This is a genomic window from Streptomyces chartreusis, from assembly GCF_008704715.1.
Classification (GTDB): domain Bacteria; phylum Actinomycetota; class Actinomycetes; order Streptomycetales; family Streptomycetaceae; genus Streptomyces; species Streptomyces chartreusis.
In genome coordinates, this window is the sequence record NZ_CP023689.1 from 6616658 (window position 1) to 6639560 (window position 22903).

Sequence of the window (22903 nt, forward strand, 5' to 3'; positions counted from 1 at the left end):
TACCCTCCCCCACTCTCGGCTTCGCTCGACCGGGGGGACCCCCATCGTCCCCGGGGGCTGCGCCCCCAGACCCCCGCTTCGGCCTGAACGGCCTCGTCCTCAAACGCCGGACGGGCTGAAAACCTTCGCCCACCGGCGTGTGCCGAGAAATTCAGCCCCTCCGGCGTTTGAGGAGCGGGGTCGAAGGGGCGGAGCCCCTTCAGGATGGGACGGGTAGGGGCGGCGGGGGCGAAAACGCTTCGAACCTCAGCCCGCCGTGACCGTCCCGCGTACCGACCCGTCCGGTCCCGCCACCAGCACCGGCGTTCCCGGCCCGCCCAGGTCGCGTACCGCCGCGCGGTCCGCGTCCGAGGCGCTCTCCGCCTCCGTCACGACCGCGGCCGCCTCCAGCGACTTCGCGCCCGACGCCACCGCCATCGCCACCGCCGTCTGGAGCGCGCTCAGCTTCAGGGAGTCCAGGGCCACGGTCCCCGCGACATACGTACGGCCCGTGTCGTCCCGAACGGCCGCGCCCTCGGGCACGCCGTTGCGGGCCCGAGCGGAACGGGCCAGGGTGACGATCTTGCGGTCCTCGGGGTCGAGTGCGCTGTTGTCGGTCATGCGCTGAGCATACGTAGCGCCACCGGCCCTATCCGGCCACGGGGTACATCGCCCCGCGCCGGCCCTCCGGGGACGCCAGCCACTCCAGCTTGGCCGCCGTGTTCGCCTCGTCCAGCGGCGTGTGCAGCACGATCGACAGATCGGGGCGCACCGGCATCTGCATCACGCTCGACTCCATGCACAGCAGCCCGACCAGCGGATGCTCCAGCTCCTTGCGGATCTGCCCGGCGTCCTCGATGTCGCGGCGCTCCCACAGCGCGGTGAACTCCGCGCTGGACTCCTTCGCCTCGGCCAGCACGGCCTGGAACCCCTCGTCGTCGGGGGAGGCCGAGCACACCGCGCGGAACTGCGCCACGACCGTGGCCGCGTTCGCCTCCCAGTTCCTGGAGCGCGAGCGGTACATCGGGTCGGTGAAGAAGTCGATCAGGCAGTTCCACCGCTTGCCGGGGCGCATGCCGAGCACCGTCGCGGCCGCGTCGTTGTGCAGCACGCCGTTGTAGTACTTGTCCATGATGTGCGCCGGATACGGCATCCACGCGTCGATCAGCCGCCGCAGCCCGTCGCACATCTCCTGCTTCTCGGGCGCCACTTCGGCCACCGGCGGATTGAGCCCGGCCAGCAGATACAGGTGCCGCCGCTCGGCGTTGCTCAGCCGCAGCACCCGGCCGACGGAGTCCAGCACCTGCGGCGACACGGAGATCTCCCGCCCCTGCTCCAGCCACTGGTACCAGGAGGCGCCCACCCCGGCCAGCACGGCGACCTCCTCGCGCCGCAGCCCCGGAGTACGGCGCCGCGCGCCACCGTCGGGCAGTCCCGCCTCGCCCGGTGTCACCCGGGCCCGCCTGCTCATCAGGAACTCGCGCAGCTCGCGCCGCCGATGACTCTTCAGCGTGCCCTCGGACACGTACCGATCCCCCCGTTCGCGTTGGCTGGTGGTGCCACCACCAGCACAACTTCCGGCTCCCCACGGCTATTCCGACGCCAGCAGGCTCTTGCCCATGGCGATCGACACTCCCTCACCCACCTCCCCAACCACCACCGCGCCCCTGCCCGACACCCCCCGGATGTCGACGCGCGACAGACTCGTCCTGTTCGTCCTGTGCGCCGCCCAGTTCATGGTCGCGCTCGACTTCTCCGTGCTGAACGTCGCCCTGCCCGTCCTCGGCGCCGACCTCGGCATGAGCCAGTCGGCCCTCCAGTGGGCGGTCACCGCGTTCGCGCTGCCGTCCGGCGGCTTCCTGCTCCTGTTCGGCCGCATCGGCGACCTCTACGGCCGCCGCAGGCTGTTCCTCACCGGCCTGGCCCTGTTCGCCGCCGCCTCGGTGCTCGCCACGTTCGCCTGGGACCCGGCGTCGTTCCTCGCCGGACGCGCCCTCCAGGGCCTCGGCGCGGCGGTCATCGTCCCGACCGGCATGTCCCTGCTGACGACCACGTTCGCCGAGGGGCCCGCCCGGGCCCGGGCGCTCGGCATCTCCGGGACGCTGATGTCCCTCGGCTTCACCATCGGCATGGTGGCCGGCGGCATCCTGACCGACGCGCTCGGCTGGCGCTCCACGATGGGCCTGCTCGCGGTCTTCGCCCTGATCGTGCTGCCCCTCGCGCCCGGCCTGCTGCCCGAGTCCCGCACCCCGGAGCGCCCGCACCTCGACGTACCCGGCGCGATCACCGTCACCGGCGGTCTGCTGTCCCTGATCTACGCCCTGACGACGGCCGCCGACCACGGCTTCGCCCGCGCCGACGTCATCGCGACCCTGATCGCCGGCCTCGCGCTGCTCGCCGCCTTCGTGGTCGTGGAGTCCCGTACCGCCGCTCCGCTGGTCTCCCTGCCCATGCTGCGCCGCCGCACGGTGGCCTGGGGCAACATCGGCGGCCTTGTCACCTTCTCGATGATGTCGACGGTGATCTTCGTGCTCACCCTGTACCTCCAGGAGATCCTGGACCTGTCGGCCTGGGAGACGGGTCTGGTCTTCGGCGTCCAGGGCGTGGTCTCGGTGGTCGCGGGCGCGCTCACCCCGAGGTTCGTCAGCCGCCTCGGCGCCCGCCGCACCCTGGTGCTCTCGCTCACGGGGCAGGGCGCCTTCATCTCCGGGCTGGTGTTCCTGAACGCCGAGACCTGGTCCGTCTGGCTCGCCACGGCCGCCGTCTCGGTGGCGAGCATGTTCCACCTGGGCGCGATCATCTCCTACGGCCTGACGGTCACCTCCGGCGTCCCCGACGAGGAACAGGGCCTGGCCACCGGCCTGGTCACCTCCACCCAGCAGATCGGCCTCACGGTCGGCATCCCGCTGCTGGGCGTCATCGCCACCACCGCCGACGACCTCCTGTCCGGCACCCGCACGGCGATGGCCCTGAACGCGGCGATCGTCCTGACCGCTGCGGCCCTCGTCGGCCTCGGACTGCGCACCCGGCGGACGGCCGGATCAGGGGCGGTCGAGGCGGAGGCGCTCGGCTCTCGGTAGACCGGCGACGACCAGGTCGTAGGAGTCCTCGACGAGCTCCCGGACAAGGCGGTCCGGGAGTTCGCCGTCGGCCGTGACGGTGTTCCAGTGCCGCTTGTTCATGTGATAGCCGGGGATGATCAGGCCGGGGTACTCGCCGCGCAGGCGGACCGCGTCGTCCGGGTCGCACTTGAGGTTGACCGTCAGGGGCCGGGCGTCCAGGTTCGTCAGGGCGAAGAGCTTGCCGAGGACCTTGAAGACCGAGGTCTCCGGATTGAAGGGGAAGTCCTCCACGGTCGCGTTGAACGACAGGCAGAAGGCGCGCAGCTCCTGAGGGGTCACTCGGACTCCTTCTCCTCCTCCGGGGGCACGAGGGGACCCACCGGCTCGACGAGCACGGTCACGATCTTGTTCCGGCGGCCGGCCGCGGCCTCCGCGGTCAGCCGCAGCGTGCGGCCGTCGGGCAGCTCGACCACCGACGACGCCCCGGCGATCGGGACCCGGCCCAGCGCCTTCGCCAGCAGCCCGCCGACCGTCTCCACGTCCTCGTCGTCGTACTCGTCGAGGCCGTACAGCTCGCCCAGGTCGGTGATGTCCAGGCGGGCGGTGACGCGGTAGCGGTCCTCGCCCAGCTCCTCCACCGGCGGCAGCTCACGGTCGTACTCGTCGGTGATCTCGCCGACGATCTCCTCGAGGATGTCCTCGATGGTCACGATGCCGGCGGTGCCGCCGTACTCGTCGATGACCACGGCGACGTGGTTGCGCTCCTTCTGCATCTCGCGCAGCAGGTCACCGGCGTTCTTGGTGTCGGGCACGAAGAACGCGGGCCGCATCGCCGTCGACACCAGCTCGCTCTCCGCGTCCCGGGAGATGTGCGTCTTGCGGGTGAGGTCCTTCAGGTACACCATCCCGACCACGTCGTCCTCGCTCTCCCCGACCACCGGGATCCGTGAGAAACCGGAGCGCAGGGCGAGGGTGAGGGCCTGGCGGATGGTCTTGTAGCGCTCGATGACGACGAGGTCGGTGCGCGGGACCATGACCTCGCGCACGAGGGTGTCGCCGAGCTCGAAGACCGAGTGCACCATGCGGCGCTCGTCGTCCTCGATCAGCGACTCCTTCTCGGCGAGGTCGACCAGTGCGCGCAGCTCCGCCTCGGAGGCGAACGGGCCGCGCCGGAAGCCCTTGCCGGGGGTCAGCGCGTTGCCGATGAGGATCAGCAGATAGGGGATCGGGCCCATGACGCGGGCCAGCGGCAGCAGGATGTACGCCGCCGCCGTCGCCGTGTTCAGCGGGTGCTGGCGGCCGATGGTGCGCGGGGAGACCCCGACGGCGACGTACGACACCAGGACCATGACGGCTATGGCGACCAGCAGCGCCTGGGTGGTGCTGTCGAACTCCTGAAGACAGGCGTACGTGACCAGCGCGGCGGCGGCCATCTCGCAGGCCACGCGCACCAGCAGCGCCACGTTCAGATAGCGCGTCGGGTCGGCGGCGACGAGCGCGAGCTTCTCGCTCCCGCGCCGCCCGCTGCGTACGGCCTCCTCGGCACGGAAGCTGGAGACGCGCGCCAGGCCCGCCTCCGCGCAGGCGGCGAGCCAGGCGACGACCACCAGGGCGATGGCGCCGGAGACGAGGGCGAGACTCATGACACGGTCGGGGCCGGGGAAGGACCGGTCAGGCCCTTCTCCGCACGCCAGCCGTCCACGATGGCCGCCTGGAGACCGAACATCTCGGCCTTCTCGTCGGGCTCCTCGTGGTCGTACCCGAGGAGGTGCAGCACACCGTGGACGGTGAGCAGCTGGAGCTCCTCGTCCATGGTGTGCTGCGTGGGCGCCTCGGTTCCCTGCTTGGCGGCGACCTCGGGGCAGAGCACGATGTCGCCGAGCAGCCCCTGCGGGGGCTCGTCGTCGTCCTTCGACGGCGGGCGCAGCTCGTCCATCGGGAAGGACATGACATCCGTGGGCCCCGGCAGGTCCATCCACTGGATGTGGAGCTGCTCCATGGCGTCGGCGTCCACGACGATCACCGAGAGCTCGGAGAGCGGGTGGATGCGCATCCGCGCGAGCGCGTAGCGGGCGATGTCGAGGATCGCCTGCTCATCGACCTCGGTGCCGGACTCGTTGTTGACGTCGATCGACATGGGCTTGCGTGTTCTCTACTTCCCCTTGTGCCCGGCCTTGCCGCGGCCCTTGTGCGTGCCGTTCTGGGTGCCGTGCGTGTTGTCGTACTTCTCGTAGGCGTCGACGATACGGCCGACCAGCTTGTGCCGGACGACATCCTGCGACGACAGCCGGGAGAAGTGGACGTCGTCCAGGCCGTCCAGGATGTCCTGCACCTGCCGCAGACCGGACTTGGTGCCGTCCGGGAGGTCGACCTGGGTCACGTCACCGGTGATGACTATCTTCGAGTCGAAGCCGAGGCGGGTGAGGAACATCTTCATCTGCTCGGGGCTCGTGTTCTGGGCCTCGTCCAGAATGATGAAGGCGTCGTTCAGCGTGCGACCGCGCATGTACGCGAGCGGCGCGACCTCGATGGTCCCGGCGGCCATCAGCCTGGGGATGGAGTCCGGGTCGAGCATGTCGTGCAGCGCGTCGTACAGCGGGCGCAGGTACGGGTCGATCTTCTCGTAGAGCGTGCCGGGCAGGAAGCCGAGCCGCTCGCCCGCCTCCACCGCGGGACGGGTCAGGATGATGCGGTTGACCTGCTTCGACTGCAGGGCCTGGACGGCCTTGGCCATGGCGAGGTAGGTCTTGCCCGTGCCGGCGGGGCCGATGCCGAAGACGATCGTGTGCTTGTCGATGGCGTCGACATAGCGCTTCTGGTTGAGGGTCTTGGGGCGGATCGTGCGGCCGCGGGAGGAGAGGATGTTCTGGGTGAGCACCTCGGCCGGGGTCTCCTCCGGACCCTCCCCGTTCTCACTGGCTCTGAGCATGGCGATCGAGCGTTCCACTGCGTCCTCCGTCATCGGTTGCCCGGTGCGGAGCACCAGCATCATCTCGTCGAACAGGCGCTGTACGAGGGCGACTTCCGCGGAGTCGCCGACCGCGCTGATCTCATTGCCCCGGACATGGATGTCGGTCGCCGGGAAGGCCGTCTCGATCACGCGCAGCAGGGAGTCGCCGGACCCCAGCACGGTCACCATGGGGTGCTGGGCGGGGACGGTGAAATGTGCTCTCGCCTGCCCCTGCGCGGGTGTGTGAGCTGTGGGTGTCTGAGTCATGGGCCGGCTCGTAGGCCTTGCTCGTCCTCCTCGATACGACTCGCCCGCCACATGGGCGGCCTGGCGATTTCAAGGGTACGCCGGGGGACTGACAGTGCCGTAGGCCTTTTCCAGGAGGAGGGCCCGGGGAGGCGGGACAGGAGCCGGGAGGCTCAGAAGCCCAGCTTGCGCAGCTGGCGGGGGTCGCGCTGCCAGTCCTTGGCCACCTTGACGTGGAGGTCCAGGAAGACCGGAGTGCCGAGGAGCGCCTCGATCTGCTTGCGGGACTTGATGCCGACGTCCTTCAGGCGCTTGCCCTTGGGGCCGATGATGATGCCCTTCTGGCTGGGGCGCTCGATGTAGACGAAGGCGTGGATGTCGAGCAGGGGCTTGTCGGCGGGGCGGTCCTCACGGGGCAGCATCTCCTCGACCACGACGGCGATGGAGTGCGGCAGCTCGTCGCGGACGCCCTCCAGCGCGGCCTCCCGGATCAGCTCCGCGATCATGACCTGCTCGGGCTCGTCGGTGAGGTCGCCCTCGGGGTAGAGCGCGGGCCCCTCCGGCAGCAGCGGGACGATCAGGTCGGCCAGCAGGCCCACCTGCTTGTCGCCGACCGCCGAGACGGGCACGATCTCGGCCCACTCGAAGCCGAGCTCCTTGCCGAGCTGGTCGATCGCGATCAGCTGCTCGGCCAGGGTCTTCGAGTCCACCAGGTCGGTCTTCGTGACGATCGCGATCTTCGGCGTCTTCTTGATCGACGCCAGCTCCTTCGCGATGAACCGGTCACCGGGGCCGAGCTTCTCGTTCGCCGGCAGGCAGAAGCCGATCACGTCGACCTCGGCCCAGGTCGTACGGACGATGTCGTTCAGCCGCTCGCCGAGCAGCGTGCGCGGCTTGTGCAGACCGGGGGTGTCGACCAGGATCAGCTGGGCGTCGGGCCGGTGCACGATGCCCCGCACCGTGTGCCGCGTGGTCTGCGGCTGGTTCGCGGTGATCGCCACCTTCTGGCCGACCAGAGCGTTCGTGAGGGTGGACTTGCCCGCGTTGGGGCGGCCCACGAAGCAGGCGAAGCCGGCGCGGTGGGGGGCCTCGGACGGCTCGGATGACTGATGGCGAACGCTCATGGCGCCCATTCTCCCTGATCCACAAGCCCCTGCCGCACAAGGGAGCGACCATCCCCCGTCGTGTGAGCTTCCGGAAACCCTCACGCAACGAAACCTCGTGGAAACACATCCGTACGCGACCAGAAACGCGCGCCCGTGAATCTCTGACGAGCCCCCACCCGGTTGGAGACCAACGTGCCCCTCGCCGCCGCAAGCGTCGACACCGGCGACACCGCCTGGCTGCTCGCCGCCACCGCGCTCGTCCTGCTGATGACCCCGGGCCTGGCCCTCTTCTACGGCGGCATGGTCCGCACGAAGAGCGTCCTGAACATGCTGATGATGAGCTTCGTGTCCATCGCGCTGGTCACCGTCGTGTGGCTGGTCTGCGGGTACGCGCTCGCCTTCGGTGACGACGCCGGCGGCGGCCTGATCGGCGGCCTCGACCACCTCGGCATGGCCGGTCTCGGACCGGACAGCGTCCAGGGGACCGTCCCCACCCTGCTCTTCGCCACCTTCCAGCTCACCTTCGCGATCGTCACCGCGGCCCTGGTCAGCGGCGCCGTCGCGGACCGGGCCAAATTCGGGGCGTGGCTGGTGTTCGTGCCGGTGTGGGCACTCCTCGTATACGTTCCGATCGCCCATTGGACCTGGGGCCCCGGTGGCTGGATCCTCGACGGTCTCGGCGCCCTGGACTTCGCGGGCGGTCTGCCCGTCGAGATCACCTCGGGCGCCTCCGGCCTGGCGCTCTGCCTGGTCCTCGGTCCGCGGCTCGGCTTCAAGAAGGACGCGATGCGGCCGCACAACCTGCCCATGGTCGTGCTCGGCGCCGGTCTGCTCTGGTTCGGCTGGTTCGGGTTCAACGCCGGCTCCGCGCTCGGCGCGAACGGCCTCGCCGCCGCCGTCTTCCTCAACACCCTCGCCGCAGGCTGCACCGGTCTGCTCGGCTGGCTCCTCGTCGAGCACAAGCGCGACGGCCACCCCACCACCCTGGGCGCGGCCTCCGGCGCGGTCGCCGGACTCGTCGCCATCACCCCGTCCTGCGGCTCGGTCTCCCTGCTCGGGGCGCTGGTCATCGGCCTCGCCGCGGGCGTCGTCTGCTCCTACGCGGTGAGCTGGAAGTTCAAGCTGAACTACGACGACTCCCTGGACGTCGTCGGCGTGCACCTGATCGGCGGTGTCGTCGGCACCCTGCTGATCGGCGTCTTCGCGACGGCCACGATGACGGGCGGCGCCGAGGGCCTGCTGCACGGTGGCGGGTTCGCGCAGCTCGGCAAGCAGTTGGTGGCGATCGCGGCGGTGGGGGCGTACGCCTTCCTCGTCACCTACGGCATCGGCAAGCTGATCGACAGGGTCCTGGGCTTCCGGGCGAGCGAGGAGCAGGAGCACACCGGCCTGGACCTTACGGTGCACGCCGAGACCGCCTACGATCACGGGGTCCTGGGGCACGGAGCCCCGGTGACCGCGTCCGTGTCCCCGTCCGCTCCCGCCGCGCAGAAGGTCAAGAAGCAGGCATGAAGCTCATCACCGCGATCGTCAAGCCCTACCGGCTCGACGAGGTCAAGACCGCTCTCCAGGAGATCGGCGTGCAGGGCCTGACCGTGACCGAGGCCAGCGGCTACGGCCGGCAGCGCGGCCACACCGAGGTGTACCGCGGCGCGGAGTACCAGGTCGACCTGGTGCCGAAGGTCCGGATCGAGGTCGTCGTGGACGACGCTGCGGCCGAGGACGTCATCGACGCCATCGTGAAGGCCGCCCACACCGGCAAGATCGGCGACGGCAAGGTCTGGGCGCTCCCGGTCGACACCGTCGTACGGGTACGCACGGGCGAGCGCGGCCCCGACGCGCTGTAGTCGGCCGACAGCGACGGGACCGCGCCCTTCTCACCGGGTCACACGGTTCAGTCGAACACGAACGGGCCCGGCGACTGCGGCCCGGTCGCCGTGCAGGTGATGGTGATGCCGAAGACGGTCATCTGCAACGAGCCGCCGAAGGCCTCCAGGCTGTCCCCGGAGGCGACGGTGCCGTTCAGCGGACCGACCTGGACGGGGTCGCCGGCGGCCATCGCCGGGTTCTCGGTGCCGGAGAAGGCGACGGTGCCGCCGCTCGCCCTCACCAGGGTGAGCGTCGAGGCGATCGAGTCCGCGGACAGCGCGATCGGCGCGGTGATCGCGGACGAGTTGACGGTGACGGTGGCGGCGGTGCCGCTCTGCGTCGCGGTGATGGTGGCCTCGCCGCCGCCGAAGCTGCCGCAGTCGGCGGTGATCGTCGCGGTGGCGGGGGTGACGGCGAGGGCGGCGGGTGCGAAGGCGAGGCCGGTGACGGCGAGGGCCCCGGCAGTCAGGGCCGCACCTGCTGCGATACGTGTTCGTCTCATGGGATTCGCTCCCTTTCGGGGTGGGGGAATTCCGTGGGGGGACAGCTCGGCAGGTGGGTGCGGGCACGCTGCGGGGCGAGCTGAGAACCGAGATCTGAGAGCTGAGATCTGACGGTCCGTCGGAACCGTCGTTTCCATTGATGCGCCTGGGGCGAGGGTCGGCAAGGGTGATTTCCGGCCTCAACTACCGACGGGTCAACTACCGCGTCCGATAGGGCAGTCGGCGGTGATCGTCGCGGTCAGCTCCTGCTGGGCGACATGTCCTGGAGGCCCACCACGCGCAGCAGTCGGAGGCGTTCGTAGGCGTCCGTTCCGGGGCGGGCCGAGTGCACGACCAGGAGGTGGTGGTGCTGGTGGCTGACCATGACCTCGCAGTCCAGCTCCAGCAGGCCGACCAGGGGGTGCAGGAAACGCTTGGTCGCCTCGTTGCGCCGGGACACCTCGTGCTCGTCCCACAGCCGGGCGAACTCCGCGCTGCCCGCCCGCAGTTCGGCGACCAGCTCGGTCGGCTCCGGGTCGTCGGGGCGGGCCGCGGCCACCGCGCGCAGGCTGGAGACATGGGCGCGCGCATGGCTCTCGAAGTCCTCCGGCGGGAAGAGCGTGCGCGCGGCCGGGTCGAGGAAGAAGAGCCGGGCGAGGTTGCGCTCGCGCCGCGGGCGGGACATCACGTCGCCGATCAGCGCCTTGGCCATCGCGTTCTGCGCCAGCACCTCACCGCAGTCGTTCACCACCTGCGCCGGTGAGTCGTGCAGCCGGTCCAGGATCAGCAGCAGCCCGGGGCGCACGTGCGCCGACGCCGTCTCGTGCCGTGGCGGCTCCTCGCCGGCCAGGTGGAACAGATGGTCCTGCTCGACGTCGGTCAGGCGCAGCGCGCGGCCCAGCGCGGTGAGCATCTGACGGGACGGGCGCGGGCCCCGGGACTGTTCCAGCCGGGTGTAGTAGTCCACCGACATGCCCGCCAGCTGCGCCACCTCCTCGCGGCGCAGGCCCGGTGTACGGCGCCGGGAGCCGGGCGCGAGGCCCACGTCGGACGGGGCCAGCCGGGCGCGGCCGCGGCGCAGGAAGTCGGCGAGTTCGGCTCGGTTCACCCCTCCAGCCTGCGCCACGGCGCGCGCCTTATCCAGGGACTGCCGATCCCCCGATCAACGGGTCTCTCCCGCCCGCACCGGCCCCGTCCGAGGGTGGTCGGTGACGAGAGGAGCAGATCATGCAGACATTGGTGACGGGTACGACGGGACAGGTCGGCCGGCGCTTCGTGCCGAGGCTGCTGGCGCAGGCCAGGGCGGGGGAGCGGGTCAGGGTCCTGGTCCGGGACGCGGCACGGGGCGAGCCGTTCGCGGAGCTGGGCGCCGAGGTCGTCGTCGGCGACCTGCGGGACGCGGAGGTGCTCGGCAAGGCGGTCGCCGGGGTCGACGCGGTCGTCAACGTCGCGGCGGCCTTCCGGGGCGTGCCCGACGAGGAGGCGCGGGCGGTCAACCGGGATGCGGCCATCGAACTGGGCCGCGCCGCACAGGCCGCGGGGGTGCGCAGGTTCGTGCAGGTCAGCACGGGTCTGGTGTACGGCACGGGGCGCGGCCGCGCGCTGACCGAGGGCGACGAGAGCCGGCCCGGCGGGACGATGTGGGGCGCCTATCCGGAGTCGAAGGCACAGGCGGAGCGGGCCCTGCTCGCGCTGGACGGCATGGACGTACGCATCGGCCGTCTTCCCTTCGTCTACGGCGAGGGCGATCCGCATCTCGCGCAGTCCCTGATGTGGGCCGGGAACTGGGCGGCGACCCAGCGGTTGCACATGGGGCACCATGCGGATGTCGCACAGGGGCTGCTGCGGATCCTGCACGCGCCGGGGATCGCGGGCCGTGTATACAACATCGCCGACGACGTGCCGGTGACAGCGGTCGAACTCCATCAGCTGAACGGGGTCGAGATCCCCGAGGAGCTGTACACCCGCACGGACCCGGACCCATGGCTGGCGGTCCTGTCCACCGAACGGATCCGGCGAGAACTGGGATACCGGCCACTGTTCCCGAGCGTCTACGCGGCTCGGGACGCCGGGGCGCTCTAGAAACAGGGCGCTCTAATCGACGCCCTTGATCCGCCCCACCAGCACCGCCCCCGCCAACCCGATCACCGCCGCCACCGCGTACAGCGTCCGGTAGCCGCCCAGGTACGTGACGATCGGGGCGGCGAGGGCGGGGGCCGCTACCTGGGGGAGGGCGTTGGCCACGTTGATGACGCCCAGGTCCTTGCCGCGGTCCCGGGCCTCGGGCAGGACGTCCGTCATCAGGGCGAAGTCGACCGACATGAAGACGCCGAGGCCGATGCCGAGCAGGGCCGCCACCACGATCGCGCTCGGCCAGGTCTGCCAGGCGGCGAGAAGGGCGGTGGCCGCCGCCATCAGGACGCCGGACCAGTGCACGAAGGGCTTGCGGCGGCCCACCCGGTCCGACCAGATGCCGCCCACCACGACCGTGGCCAGCAGGGACACGGCGTTCACCGCGGTCAGGATCAGCACGCCCTGCTCGGGGTCGTCGTGGTGCAGGCGGTCCCGCAGGTAGTAGAGCAGGTAGAGGATCACCAGCGCGTTGCTCAGGTTGATCAGGAAGCGGGTCAGCCAGGCCCAGCCGAAGTCCGGGTGGCGGCGCGGGCTCAGCCAGAAGCCGCGCGTGAAGGAGCGCCAGGACCAGGCCGGCCGGTCCGCGGCCGGCAGCCGGAGATCCCGGTACCGGAGCACGTACGGCAGCACCCCGGCCACGACGAACACCGCGCACGCCGCGTACCCCGCCGCGATCCCGCCGACCGCCGTCGCCAGCCCCGTCCCGGCGACCGCCCCGAGGATCTGCGCCGCCCCCAACCAGCCGCCCACGACGCCCCGTTGGAGCCGCGGCACCCGGTCCGGCACGGCCGCGGTCACCGCCGCGAAGGCCGCGTTCAGGGTCAGCTGGACCAGACACCAGCCGAGCGCCATCAGCCACAGCCCGTCCGCGCCGGCGAGCAGCAGCAGCGACAGCGCCCCGCCCGCCGCCCCGGCCACGATCCACGGCGTACGACGGCCCCGGCGGGACGTGGTCCGGTCCGACAGCGCGCCGAAGAACGGGTTCGCGGCCAGCGACACCACCGCGCCCGCGCCCGTCACCCAGGCCAGCAGGGTCTCCTTCGACATCCCCGTGCCGGGCGCGAAGTCCTCCGCCTGCTGGGCCAGCAGGATCTGGAGCGGGCCGTACCAGCCCACCCAGATCGCCACGTTGGCCAGCCCCAGCGCCGTCGTCCAGCCCCCGCCGACCCGGTCCGTGGGTTCGGCCAGGGCGTCGGCCGTCATCCCCGCGCCGGGACCTGGGCCCGGAGCACGTCCCGCAGCCAGCCGTACGACGCCTTGGGCGTCCGTTCCTGCGTCGCGTAGTCCACGTGGACCAGCCCGAACCGGCGCGCGTACCCCTCGGCCCACTCGAAGTTGTCCAGCAGCGACCACACGAAGTACCCGCGCACGTCCACGCCCGCCTCCACCGCCCGGTGCAGGGCGCGGATGTGGCCGTCGAGATAGGCGATCCGCTCCTGGTCGTCGACGCCCTCGTACGAGCAGCCGTTCTCGGTGATGACGACGGGCGGCAGCCGGTCGCCGTAGCGCTCGCGGAAGCCGGTGAGCAGCTCCGTCAGCCCCTCGGGGACCACCGGCCACCCGAAGTCCGTCGTCGGCACGCCCTCGATCTCCCTTACCGAGAAGGGCAGTTCGGCGGGCATCGTCACCCCGCCGAAGTCGATCTCGGTGCCCTGCGGGGCGCCCACGCGGGTCGGGGCGTAGTAGTTGACGCCGTAGAAGTCGATCGGCTCGGCGATGACCTTCAGGTCCGACTCGACGTCGCCGGGCATCAGCTCGCCGATGCCGTCCGGGTACCGCCCGAGCAGCAGGGGATCGGCGAACAGCCGGTTCAGGAGCAGGTCGTAGAAGTCCGCCGCCTCCAGGTCCGCCTGCTCCCGCGAGGCCGGCCAGGTCGGCCCGTGCGAGTTGGCGATGCCGATGTCCGTGGCGCCGGCCGCGCGCAGCGCCCGTACCGCCAGGCCGTGCCCGAGCAGCTGGTGGTGGGCGACCGGGAGGGCGTCGAAGAGCAGCCGTTTGCCGGGGGCGTGGGTGCCGAGGGCGTGGCCCAGCAGGGTGTGCTCGGCGGGTTCGTTGAGGGTGATCCACTTCTTCACGCGGTCGCCGAGGCGCTCGGCGACCACGGACACGTACTCGGCGAACCGGGCTGCCGTGTCCCGCTCCAGCCAGTCCAGCGTGAGGGGCAGATCCCAGTGGAAGAGGGTCGGGACCGGGCGTACGCCCGCCGCGCACAGCTCGTCGACCAGGCGGTCGTAGAAGTCGAGGCCCTTCGGGGAGTTCACCCGGGGCCAGGAGACCGAGAAGCGGTACGCGCCCACTCCCAGGCCGGCCAGCAGGGCCACGTCCTCGCGGTAGCGGTGGTAGTGGTCGCACGCCACCTCGGCCGTGGAGCCGTCCTTCACCGTTCCCGGCTCGGCCGTGAAGGCGTCCCACACGGACCGCTCGCGCTCGTCCACGGCGCCCTCGATCTGGTGGGCGGACGTCGAGACGCCCCACAGGAAACCGGCCGGGAAACGGGGTATCGGGCTCTGCGCAGCGCGCTCATCGATCGCCATGCGCCGGATCATCCGTACCGGCGGTAACGGAAGTCAACGCCCCGGCGTGAACTGCCCGTTACGCTCCCTCCTTCAGCACCCTGGTGATCAGCCTGCGCTGCTCGTCGGTGAGCCGGGGATCCGAGCAGTACACCGTCGTGCCGTCCACGGTGATCTGGTAGCTGAAGCCGTCCGGAACCCCGACCGGGGGCGTGCCCCGGCCGGACGCGACCGCGCTCTCGGCCAGGGCCTGCCACTCCGCCGCGTCGGGCCGCCCCGAGGTGTCCACCTCGGCGAACCGCTCGATGCCCGCGAATCCGCCCGTGCGCCGTACCTGAATACGCATGGGTCCCTGTCTAGTACGGAGCTACGGGATCCGCACCCCGACCTGCTCCCAGGCCTTCGAAACGGCCTGAAGCTCCTCGCCGCCGTCGCCGAAGCGCTCGCGCGCGGCCTTCACGGTGAGCGCGGCGAAGTCGGTGAACATGGCCCGGTCCGACAGCTCGCCGCCGGTCAGCACGTCGTACCAGATCCGTCCGGCCTTCTCCCAGGCATGTCCGCCGAGCGCGGTGGCGGCCAGGTAGAAGGCGTGGTTGGGGATGCCGGAGTTGATGTGGACGCCGCCGTTGTCGCGGCCGGTGCGGACGTAGTCGTCCATCGTCGCCGGCTGCGGGTCCTTGCCGAGCACGTCGTCGTCGTACGCGCTGCCCGGCTCCTTCATGGAGCGCAGGGCCTTGCCGGAGACGCTCGGGGCGAGGAGTCCGGCGCCGATCAGCCAGTCGGCCTCGGCGGCGGTCTGGCCGAGGGTGTACTGCTTGATCAGGGAGCCGAAGACGTCCGACATCGACTCGTTCAGCGCGCCCGGCTGGCCGTAGTACGTGAGGTTGGCCGTGTACTGGGTGACGCCGTGGGTGAGCTCGTGGCCGATCACGTCGATCGGGATGGTGAAGTCGAGGAAGATCTCGCCGTCACCGTCGCCGAACACCATCTGCTCGCCGTTCCAGAAGGCGTTGTTGTAGTTCTCGTCGTAGTGGACGGTGGCGTCCAGCGGCAGGCCGTCGCCGTCGATGGAGTGGCGGGCGTAGGCCTTGAGGAAGAGCTCGAAGGTGGCGCCGAGCCCGGCGAAGGCGCGGTTGACCGTGGCGTCCTGGCCGGGGTCCGTGCCCTCGACGCGGACCTCGGTGCCGGGCAGGGCGGTGCCGTGCCCGGCGTCGTAGATGGTGCGCAGCGGCCGGTCCGACGGTGCCTTCGCCGTCGGGGCGGCCGCGAGGGCGAACTCGGTCGTGACACGGCGGCGGCCGCGCAGCTCGCTGTCGCGCATCAGGGTGCGGCGGGCGGGACCGGCGAGTGCCGGGTCGTCATTGCGGGCCAGTTTGTCCAGCACGTGTGGTGGTACGACGGTGCAGAAGACGGGCTCGAAGCCCCCGTTGGTCGTCATGTCCGGCACCATTGCACTGCGTTAGTCCGGTGTCACTAGCCGCAACCATGATTGGTGAAATATGCGGATAGGGAGCGCCACTCTCCGTGACGAAGTGGTATGGCGCACGTTTTGCCCTTTTCGTCCCTGGGGTCCCGCATACTGATACAGCGCCCCGCATCCGGAGAGGCTCGGCTAGCATGCTTCGCATCATGCGTTTCGGGCTGCTTCTTCTTAGCTGCCGCGGCGAGGGCCTGTAGTCCAGGTCGACTCCCTCCCCGCGGAGCTTCGCGTTGCGTCGTCGGCCGTCCTTCCGGACATCCTGAGGAGCCCCGCAGACATGGCGAACCGCCAGCAGCCCAGCACCATGCCGATCCACAAGTACGGCCGCTACGAGCAGGTCGACATCGCCGACCGGACCTGGCCCGGCAAGCGCGTCACCGCCGCCCCCCGCTGGCTCTCCACCGACCTGCGTGACGGCAACCAAGCCCTGATCGACCCGATGTCGCCCGAGCGCAAGCGCCGGATGTTCGACCAGCTGGTCAAGATGGGCTACAAGGAGATCGAGGTCGGCTTCCCCGCGTCGGGCCAGACCGACTTCGACTTCGTACGCTCCATCATCGAGGAGCCCGGGGCCATCCCCGACGACGTCACCATCTCCGTACTGACCCAGGCCCGCGAGGACCTGATCGAGCGCACGGTGGAGTCCCTGAAGGGCGCCCACCGGGCCACCGTGCACCTGTACAACGCCACGGCCCCCGTCTTCCGCCGCGTGGTCTTCCGCGGCTCCAAGGACGACATCAAGCAGATCGCCGTCGACGGCACCCGTCTGGTGATGGAGTACGCCGAGAAGCTGCTGGGCCCGGAGACCGAGTTCGGCTACCAGTACAGCCCGGAGATCTTCACCGACACCGAGCTGGACTTCGCGCTGGAGGTCTGCGAGGCGGTGATGGACGTCTACCAGCCCGGTCCCGGCCGCGAGATCATCCTCAACCTGCCCGCCACGGTGGAGCGTTCGACGCCGTCCACGCACGCCGACCGCTTCGAGTGGATGCACCGCAACCTGACGCGCCGCGAGCACGTCGTGCTGTCGGTCCACCCGCACAACGACCGCGGTACGGCGGTGGCGGCGGCCGAGCTGGCGCTGATGGCCGGCGCCGACCGCATCGAGGGCTGTCTGTTCGGGCAGGGCGAGCGCACCGGCAACGTCGACCTGGTCACCCTGGGCATGAACCTGTTCTCGCAGGGCGTCGACCCGCAGATCGACTTCTCCGACATCGACGAGATCCGTCGTACGTGGGAGTACTGCAACCAGATGGAGGTCCACCCGCGCCACCCGTACGTGGGCGACCTGGTCTACACGTCCTTCTCCGGCTCCCACCAGGACGCCATCAAGAAGGGCTTCGACGCCATGGAGGCCGACGCGGCCGCCCGCGGGGTCACCGTCGACGACATCGAGTGGGCCGTCCCGTACCTGCCGATCGACCCGAAGGACGTCGGCCGCTCCTACGAGGCGGTCATCCGCGTCAACTCGCAGTCCGGCAAGGGCGGTATCGCGTACGTCCTGAAGAACGACCACAAGCTGGACCTGCCGCGCCGGATGCAGATCGAGTTCTCGAAGCTGATCCAGGCCAAGACGGACGCCGAGGGCGGCGAGATCACCGGCGGCGACATCTGGGCGGTCTTCCAGGACGAGTACCTGCCGAACCCCGAGAACCCGTGGGGTCGCGTCCAGGTCAAGAACGGTCAGTCGACGACCGACACGGACGGCGTGGACACGCTGAAGGTGGAGGCCACCGTCGACGGCGCCGACACGGTCCTGGCAGGTACCGGCAATGGTCCGATCTCGGCCTTCTTCGACGCCCTGGCGAAGATCGACATCGACGCGCGGCTGCTGGACTACCAGGAGCACACGATGAGCGAGGGTGCGTCCGCGCAGGCCGCCTCCTACATCGAATGCGCGATCGACGGCAAGGTTCTGTGGGGCATCGGCATCGACGCCAACACCACTCGTGCCTCGCTGAAGGCGGTCGTCTCGGCCGTCAACCGGGCGGCGCGTTGACGGTGTGCCCGCCGTGCGCCCACTGACGAGTGAGTGAGTGCGGCGCCGTCGTGGCTGGTCGCGCAGTTCCCCGCGCCCCTCAGGGGCGCGGGGAACTGTCTGTTTTCGGCCATCGGCACGTGCAGGTCACGGAAAGGTCTCGTCCGGGGTACTGACTCCGCGTCCGTGATGTGGCTAACATCACGCAAGCGCGGCGACGTTGCCGCGGGGTTTCGCGGAGGTGCGACGTGCTGCCAGGACGGGGACGAGACGGCCGTGCCGCCAGGCTTGCGCGCATCCTGGGCACCCGCACCGCATGGTCGGCCGTGGGCGACGGTGAGTTCTTCTGCCCCGGCTGCGGAGGCGACCGCAACTACCAGCGGCTGACCGGCCATCGTCGTTTCACGCTGCTCGGCGTGCCCGTGCTGCCGCGCGGCGAGACCGCCCCCGTGGTGGAGTGCGCGGCCTGCCGCCGGCACTTCGGCACCGAGGTCCTCGACCATCCGACCACCACCCGCTTCTCCGCGATGCTGCGCGACGCCGTCCACACGGTCGCCCTCGCGGTGCTGGCGGCTGGCGGCACCTGCGCCCGCCCGTCCCTGGAGACGGCCACGGCCACCGTGCGCGCGGCCGGCTTCGACGACTGCACGGAGGACCAGCTGAGCGCCCTGGTCGAGGCGCTCGCCGCCGACACCGGCCGGGTCTTCTCCGAGCCCTGCGGCGCCGGCCTCGCCATAGAGCTCCACGAGGCCCTGGACCCCCTCGCCCCGCACCTCGCCCCCGCCGGCCGCGAATCGATCCTCCTCCAGGGAGCCCGCATCGCCCTCGCCGACGGCCCCTACACCCCCGCCGAACGAGACGCCCTCGCGACGGTGGGCGCGGCCCTCACGATCTGCACGGACGACGTGACAAGCCTGCTGGCGGCAGCGGCCCGCACGCCTTCATGAGCTTCACGGGCCGACTCGGCCGTTCGCCTTCCTGAGCTGCCCGCCCTCCCGCACAATCGTGCCGTGCGCCGGAGGGGCGGCGCCTGAAGGGGGCGGCATGCGGCCGGGAGCGCGCTGGGCGGTGGCGATCGGGCTCGCCCTCCTGGGATTCGGAGCCACCTTCGCGGTCTTCTACGGCGGGGGCCTGCCCCTGCTGCCCTCGGAAGAAGGCGATCGCGCCTCGGTCGCCGTCGGCGCCGGCACGGTCGTGGCCGCAGCGATCACCGCCTGGAGCGCCTGGTACGCCACGAACAGAACCGCGCCCGCCCCGGCCGCCGACGCTCCGGTCCGGCTCGACTTCGCCCACTCGACCGTCTCCGTCACCGCCAACGGGCAGCCGGCCGAGCCGACCGGACCCCTGGTACGCATGGGCGACCTGCCCCGTCGGCCGGTCGGCTTCCAGCCGCGGGAGGATCTCGTCGCCGAACTCGCCCGGACCGCCGCGGACCACCGCCTGGCGGTCGTGCGCACGGTGACCGGAACCCGGGGCGTCGGCAAGACCCAGCTCGCCGCCGCGTACGCCCGTCGGCGCATCGAGGACGAGTGGCCCGTCGTCGCCTGGATCAACGGCGAGACGCGCGGCCAGCTGGTCTCCGGGCTCGCCGAACTCGCGGCCCAGCTCGGCGTGCGGGAACCGGGAGAGGACGCCGAGACCTCCGCGCGGGCGGCGCTGACCTGGATCGGTCGCACCGACGAGCAGTGCCTGCTGGTCGTCGACAACGCCGTCGACCCTGACGAGGCCGCCGACTGGCTGCCCACGGTGGGGCGCGCGGAGGTGGTCGTGACCACCACCAGCCGGGCCTTCGGGAACATCGCGGCGGGCGGCCAGGTGGACGTCGGGGTCTTCACCCCGCAGGAGTCGCTCGCCTTCCTCCGGGAGCGGACCGGACTCGACGACGACGAGGGCGCTCGTGACCTCGCCGAGGAACTCGGCAGACTGCCCGTCGCCCTCGCCCAGTCGGCGGCTGTGATCAAGAGCGAGCACATCGGGTACGAGGGGTGCCTGCGGCGACTGCGGACGATGCCGCTGGGGCAGTTGCTGGCGGCGGTGCCGGGCGAGCGGTATCCGCACCGCGCGGCCGAGGCCGTACTGGTGTCCGTCCAGCAGGTGGAGGGCGACGACGACACGGGCCTGGTCCGGCATCTCCTGGACGCTCTCGCCCTGTTGTCCCCCGCGGGGGTGCCCGGCGCGCTGCTGCGAGCGATCGCGCGGCGGCAGGGGCAGGAGTCCGTCACGGCGGTCGAGCGCGCGGCCGGCCGACTCGTCGAGGCCTCGCTCGCCACGCGGATGGGAGCCGAGAGCATCGCCGTACACCGGCTCACCCGCCGTGTGCTCCAGGACCGGGTTCGAGGAGAGGGGGCTCTCGCCGGGGCCGCGGCGACGATCGGGGAGTGCCTGGAGGAGGACCGGGTTCCGCTGGGCGAGGCATGGGACCGCCGGGAGGAGGGCGGTCAACTCGTGGATCAGATCGACGCGTTGTGGAACGCGGTGGTGACCGACCTCGCCTCGTTGGGGCAGGGGTGCACGGAAGGGCTGGCGCGGCTGCGCGACTGGATGGCGCGGTATCTGTACGAGGTCGGGGAGTCGGGGCGGGCCCTGGACTCGGCCGAGGAGACCCTGTTGTGCCTGGAGACGGGGCCGGGCACACGGTCGGGGGCCCTGCCCGCCGCCTTGAGATCTCTGGCCGTCATCCGGGCACGGTCCGGTCGCGCCGAGGGTGCCGTTGCCGCTCTCCAACGGCTGCACGGCCTCTTGGAGCAGGCGAACGGTCCCGACGACGAGGAGACGCTGACCGTCCGCATGGACCTGGCGCAGGCTCACAGCTCGGCGGGCCACTTCGATGTCGCCGTATCCATGTGCGAACGCCTCGTTGAGGACTTCGAGCGGCTCGGCGGGCCCGACCACAGTCGCACCATGGAAGCCCGGGCCACCTTGGCGGAGATGTACGCCGAGGCGGGACGGCTGGCCGAAGCCGTCGCCGTGTCGGAGTCCCTGCGCGAGCGGTTGATGCCGGCGGACGCGGTGGACCCCCTCCGCAGCTCCGACGAGCTGAGCCGCCTGGCTGACTTCTACGACTCTGTGGGCCGCGCGGCCGACGGTGTGGACCTGCTGCGGCGCCTGCTCGCGGAGCGGGAGGCCAGTGGGGACCACGACGAGCCGGAGGCGGTGTGGATCAGGAACCGCCTGGCCTACAACTGCATGTCGGCCGGCCTGTACGACGAGGCACTGGAGACCGCCCGACGCGCGCTGCGTGATGCCGAGCGGCTGTTCGCCGACACCCCGGCGCGGATCGCGACGATACGCGTGACCTGGGCGGACGCCCTGACACAGCAGGAACGCTATACCGAGGCACTGGACGAACTCCGGCGTGTCGTCGACGACTTGGCGGCCCTGCGCGGTCGTGACCACCCCGAGGTCCTCGGCGCCCGGCGCTCGGTCGTACGGGCCCTGAGCAGTGCGGCCAGGTACCAGGAAGCCTACGAGCAGGCACAACAACTCCTGGCGGACTACGAGCGGTTACTGAGTCCCGATGACACCGCCACCCTTCACGCCCGCGACCTGTACGCCGACACTTGTGCGGACGCGGCACAGCACACCGAGGCGATCACGGTGTCGCGGCAGGTCCTTCGGGACGCGGAGCGGATCCACGGCCGGGGTCACCCCTGGACACTCGCCTGCCGCATCGACCTGGCCGTCGCGCTGAACGGGGCCCAGTCCCAGGACGAGGCCGAAACCCTGCTCCGGAGCACGCGTACGGACATCGCCCGCCACCTCGGCCCGCGGCACCCGCTGCTGCGCCGGGTGGACGACGTACTGGCATGGGTGCTCCAGTCCGCCAACAGGCTGCAGGAGGTTCGCGACCTGCGGGCCCGTGCGCTGGAGGAGCGCATCGCGGACCACGGCGCCGACGATGCCGCCGTTCCCTGGCTCGGCGCCATGCTCGGCCAGGCCGAACTGCACCTCGGCGACTACGACAGTGCCGTGACCCGCTACCAGGAGGCCCTGACCACGGCGGAGCGGCGCAGCGGGGCCGGGCACCGGCACACGATCGTCCTGCGACGCAGGCTGGCAGGCGCCTACGGCAGTGCCTACCGCGTGCAGGAATGGCTGGCGACCATCACGCAGGTTGTCGATGAGTACACGCGGTTCTACGGCGAGCAGCACCACTGGACGCTGGTCGTGCGGTCCGAGCGGGCCGCCGCCGTGCGCCGCTCAGGGAAACGCAGGCAGGCGCTGCGGCTGCGCCGGGCCCTGTACCCCGACTACGTGCGCGCTCTCGGGCCGGATCATCCCTACACCATCGAGCTCCTGGACGACCTGGCCGACGACCACAGAGCGGCCAACCGCCGCCTGAAGGCGCTCGGACTGCGGCGCAGGGTGCTCGCGCTGGAGACCGCCAGGACCGGAGAGGACAGCAGCGAGAGCCTGCGAGCCCTGCAAGCACTGGGCCACGCCTACTGGTCGGTGGGCCTGGTGTGGAGGTGCGCCGCCGTGCAGCGACGGCTGCTGAGCAGAATGCTCGGACTCTACGGACCGGACCACCCCGAGGTGCTGAGCCAGCGCCGGTACCTGGCCGGGAGCCTGCGCGCCACGGGCAGACTGAGGCGGTCGCTCGCCGCCTACCGGAGCCTTGTCGTCGACAACGAGCGGATCTACGGCCCCGATCACCGCGAGACGCTGTACGCCCGCGGCAACGAAGCCTGGGCTCTCCGCCTGACCGGACGGGCCCACAAGTCCGTCAGGGCCTACGCCGAACTCGTCGAGCACAGCACTCGCCTGCACGGCCCGGACCACGCGGGAACCTGGCAGCGGCGGCGGCTCCACGCCTACGCGGTCCTCTGGTCCGGGCACCCCCGTCGCGCCTTCGACCTGGCCGTCCCCGTCTACGCCGACGGCATCCGCACGCTCGGCGCCGACCACCCCGACGTACGCCGGGGCCTGCGCAGACTCGCGCTTCTCGCGCTGGCCACCGGCCACCCCCGCAAGGCGCTCGACGCGTTCCGCCGGAGTACTCCCCAGGGAGTAACGCCCACCTCGGGCCACCCCGGGCAGTAGCCCCCAACTCGCCCTCACGTCCGACGATTCGGCACCCCCCTGACGGAAGTCTTGGAGTCGTC

20 protein-coding genes are annotated in these 22903 nt (G+C 71.1%); 7 read left to right on the forward strand and 13 right to left on the reverse strand.

The window, feature by feature from the left end; all coding sequences use genetic code 11:
* Positions 1-246: 246 nt before the first annotated feature.
* Together CP983_RS29080 and CP983_RS29085 are read right to left on the reverse strand one after the other, a co-directional pair.
* A complete protein-coding gene (locus CP983_RS29080; protein WP_125525147.1) occupies positions 247-600 on the reverse strand; it encodes a cytidine deaminase in 354 nt (117 codons plus the stop codon).
* A 28-nt stretch (positions 601-628) separates the two neighbouring features.
* Complete coding sequence (locus tag CP983_RS29085) at positions 629-1450, reverse strand: helix-turn-helix transcriptional regulator (protein ID WP_051918986.1); 822 nt, start codon at positions 1448-1450, stop codon at positions 629-631.
* 148 nt (positions 1451-1598) lie between these two features.
* On the opposite strand from CP983_RS29085, the gene CP983_RS29090 reads away from it, so the two are divergent.
* Positions 1599-3059: an MFS transporter gene (locus CP983_RS29090; RefSeq protein WP_150502773.1), complete on the forward strand. Its 1461-nt coding sequence runs from the start codon at positions 1599-1601 to the stop codon at positions 3057-3059.
* Here the strand turns inward: CP983_RS29090 and CP983_RS29095 are convergent.
* The 5 genes from CP983_RS29095 to era all read right to left on the reverse strand — a co-directional run bounded on the left by CP983_RS29095 (position 3021) and on the right by era (position 7370).
* Entirely contained in the window at positions 3021-3380 is a 360-nt protein-coding gene (locus CP983_RS29095) for an MmcQ/YjbR family DNA-binding protein (RefSeq protein WP_030949219.1), read from the reverse strand. The genes CP983_RS29090 and CP983_RS29095 overlap by 39 nt on opposite strands.
* Positions 3377-4684 carry a hemolysin family protein gene (locus CP983_RS29100; protein WP_107906617.1) on the reverse strand — a complete coding sequence of 436 codons (1308 nt, stop codon included), beginning with the start codon at positions 4682-4684 and terminating at the stop codon, positions 3377-3379. Before CP983_RS29100 ends, CP983_RS29095 begins: the two co-directional genes overlap by 4 nt.
* A complete protein-coding gene (gene ybeY, locus CP983_RS29105; RefSeq protein ID WP_030949212.1) occupies positions 4681-5178 on the reverse strand; it encodes an rRNA maturation RNase YbeY in 498 nt (165 codons plus the stop codon). The genes CP983_RS29100 and ybeY overlap by 4 nt, the downstream gene beginning before the upstream one ends.
* A gap of 15 nt (positions 5179-5193) precedes the next feature.
* Positions 5194-6258 (reverse strand): PhoH family protein, encoded by a 1065-nt coding sequence (locus tag CP983_RS29110; protein ID WP_125529193.1) that lies wholly within the window; start codon positions 6256-6258, stop codon positions 5194-5196.
* A gap of 152 nt (positions 6259-6410) precedes the next feature.
* Positions 6411-7370 (reverse strand): GTPase Era, encoded by a 960-nt coding sequence (era, locus tag CP983_RS29115; protein WP_185844100.1) that lies wholly within the window; start codon positions 7368-7370, stop codon positions 6411-6413.
* 165 nt (positions 7371-7535) lie between these two features.
* On the opposite strand from era, the gene CP983_RS29120 reads away from it, so the two are divergent.
* Positions 7536-8855 (forward strand): ammonium transporter, encoded by a 1320-nt coding sequence (locus CP983_RS29120; protein ID WP_150502775.1) that lies wholly within the window; start codon positions 7536-7538, stop codon positions 8853-8855.
* Entirely contained in the window at positions 8852-9190 is a 339-nt protein-coding gene (locus CP983_RS29125; protein WP_030949199.1) for a P-II family nitrogen regulator, read from the forward strand. The genes CP983_RS29120 and CP983_RS29125 overlap by 4 nt, the downstream gene beginning before the upstream one ends.
* Before the next feature lie 47 nt (positions 9191-9237).
* On the opposite strand, the gene CP983_RS29130 is transcribed toward CP983_RS29125, so the two are convergent.
* Together CP983_RS29130 and CP983_RS29135 are read right to left on the reverse strand one after the other, a co-directional pair.
* On the reverse strand, positions 9238-9714 hold the full coding sequence (locus CP983_RS29130) for a hypothetical protein (protein WP_107906619.1): 477 nt from the start codon (positions 9712-9714) through the stop codon (positions 9238-9240).
* 239 nt (positions 9715-9953) lie between these two features.
* Entirely contained in the window at positions 9954-10802 is an 849-nt protein-coding gene (locus CP983_RS29135) for a helix-turn-helix transcriptional regulator (RefSeq protein ID WP_150502777.1), read from the reverse strand.
* Positions 10803-10921: 119 nt separating this feature from the next.
* On the opposite strand from CP983_RS29135, the gene CP983_RS29140 reads away from it, so the two are divergent.
* The gene (locus CP983_RS29140; protein WP_150502779.1) at positions 10922-11776 is read left to right on the forward strand and encodes an NAD-dependent epimerase/dehydratase family protein; all 855 of its coding nucleotides are present in this window, start codon (positions 10922-10924) and stop codon (positions 11774-11776) included.
* A 12-nt stretch (positions 11777-11788) separates the two neighbouring features.
* Here the strand turns inward: CP983_RS29140 and CP983_RS29145 are convergent, their stop codons facing one another.
* Genes CP983_RS29145 through CP983_RS29160 form a run of 4 tightly spaced genes read right to left on the reverse strand, consistent with a single transcriptional unit; the run spans position 11789 to position 15778 of the window.
* Complete coding sequence (locus CP983_RS29145; RefSeq protein ID WP_150502781.1) at positions 11789-13030, reverse strand: MFS transporter; 1242 nt, start codon at positions 13028-13030, stop codon at positions 11789-11791.
* A complete protein-coding gene (locus CP983_RS29150; protein ID WP_150502783.1) occupies positions 13027-14373 on the reverse strand; it encodes a GH1 family beta-glucosidase in 1347 nt (448 codons plus the stop codon). Before CP983_RS29150 ends, CP983_RS29145 begins: the two co-directional genes overlap by 4 nt.
* 46 nt (positions 14374-14419) lie before the next feature.
* A complete protein-coding gene (locus CP983_RS29155; protein WP_107906625.1) occupies positions 14420-14686 on the reverse strand; it encodes a protealysin inhibitor emfourin in 267 nt (88 codons plus the stop codon).
* Positions 14687-14707: 21 nt separating this feature from the next.
* Positions 14708-15778 carry a M4 family metallopeptidase gene (locus tag CP983_RS29160; protein ID WP_150502785.1) on the reverse strand — a complete coding sequence of 357 codons (1071 nt, stop codon included), beginning with the start codon at positions 15776-15778 and terminating at the stop codon, positions 14708-14710.
* 319 nt (positions 15779-16097) lie between these two features.
* On the opposite strand from CP983_RS29160, the gene leuA reads away from it, so the two are divergent.
* From leuA to CP983_RS29180, 3 genes are all read left to right on the forward strand, one after another.
* Complete coding sequence (leuA, locus tag CP983_RS29170; protein ID WP_107906626.1) at positions 16098-17819, forward strand: 2-isopropylmalate synthase; 1722 nt, start codon at positions 16098-16100, stop codon at positions 17817-17819.
* 227 nt (positions 17820-18046) lie between these two features.
* Complete coding sequence (locus CP983_RS29175; RefSeq protein WP_150502787.1) at positions 18047-18745, forward strand: TerB family tellurite resistance protein; 699 nt, start codon at positions 18047-18049, stop codon at positions 18743-18745.
* A gap of 97 nt (positions 18746-18842) precedes the next feature.
* Positions 18843-22841 carry a tetratricopeptide repeat protein gene (locus tag CP983_RS29180; protein WP_150502789.1) on the forward strand — a complete coding sequence of 1333 codons (3999 nt, stop codon included), beginning with the start codon at positions 18843-18845 and terminating at the stop codon, positions 22839-22841.
* Positions 22842-22903 lie beyond the last annotated feature (62 nt).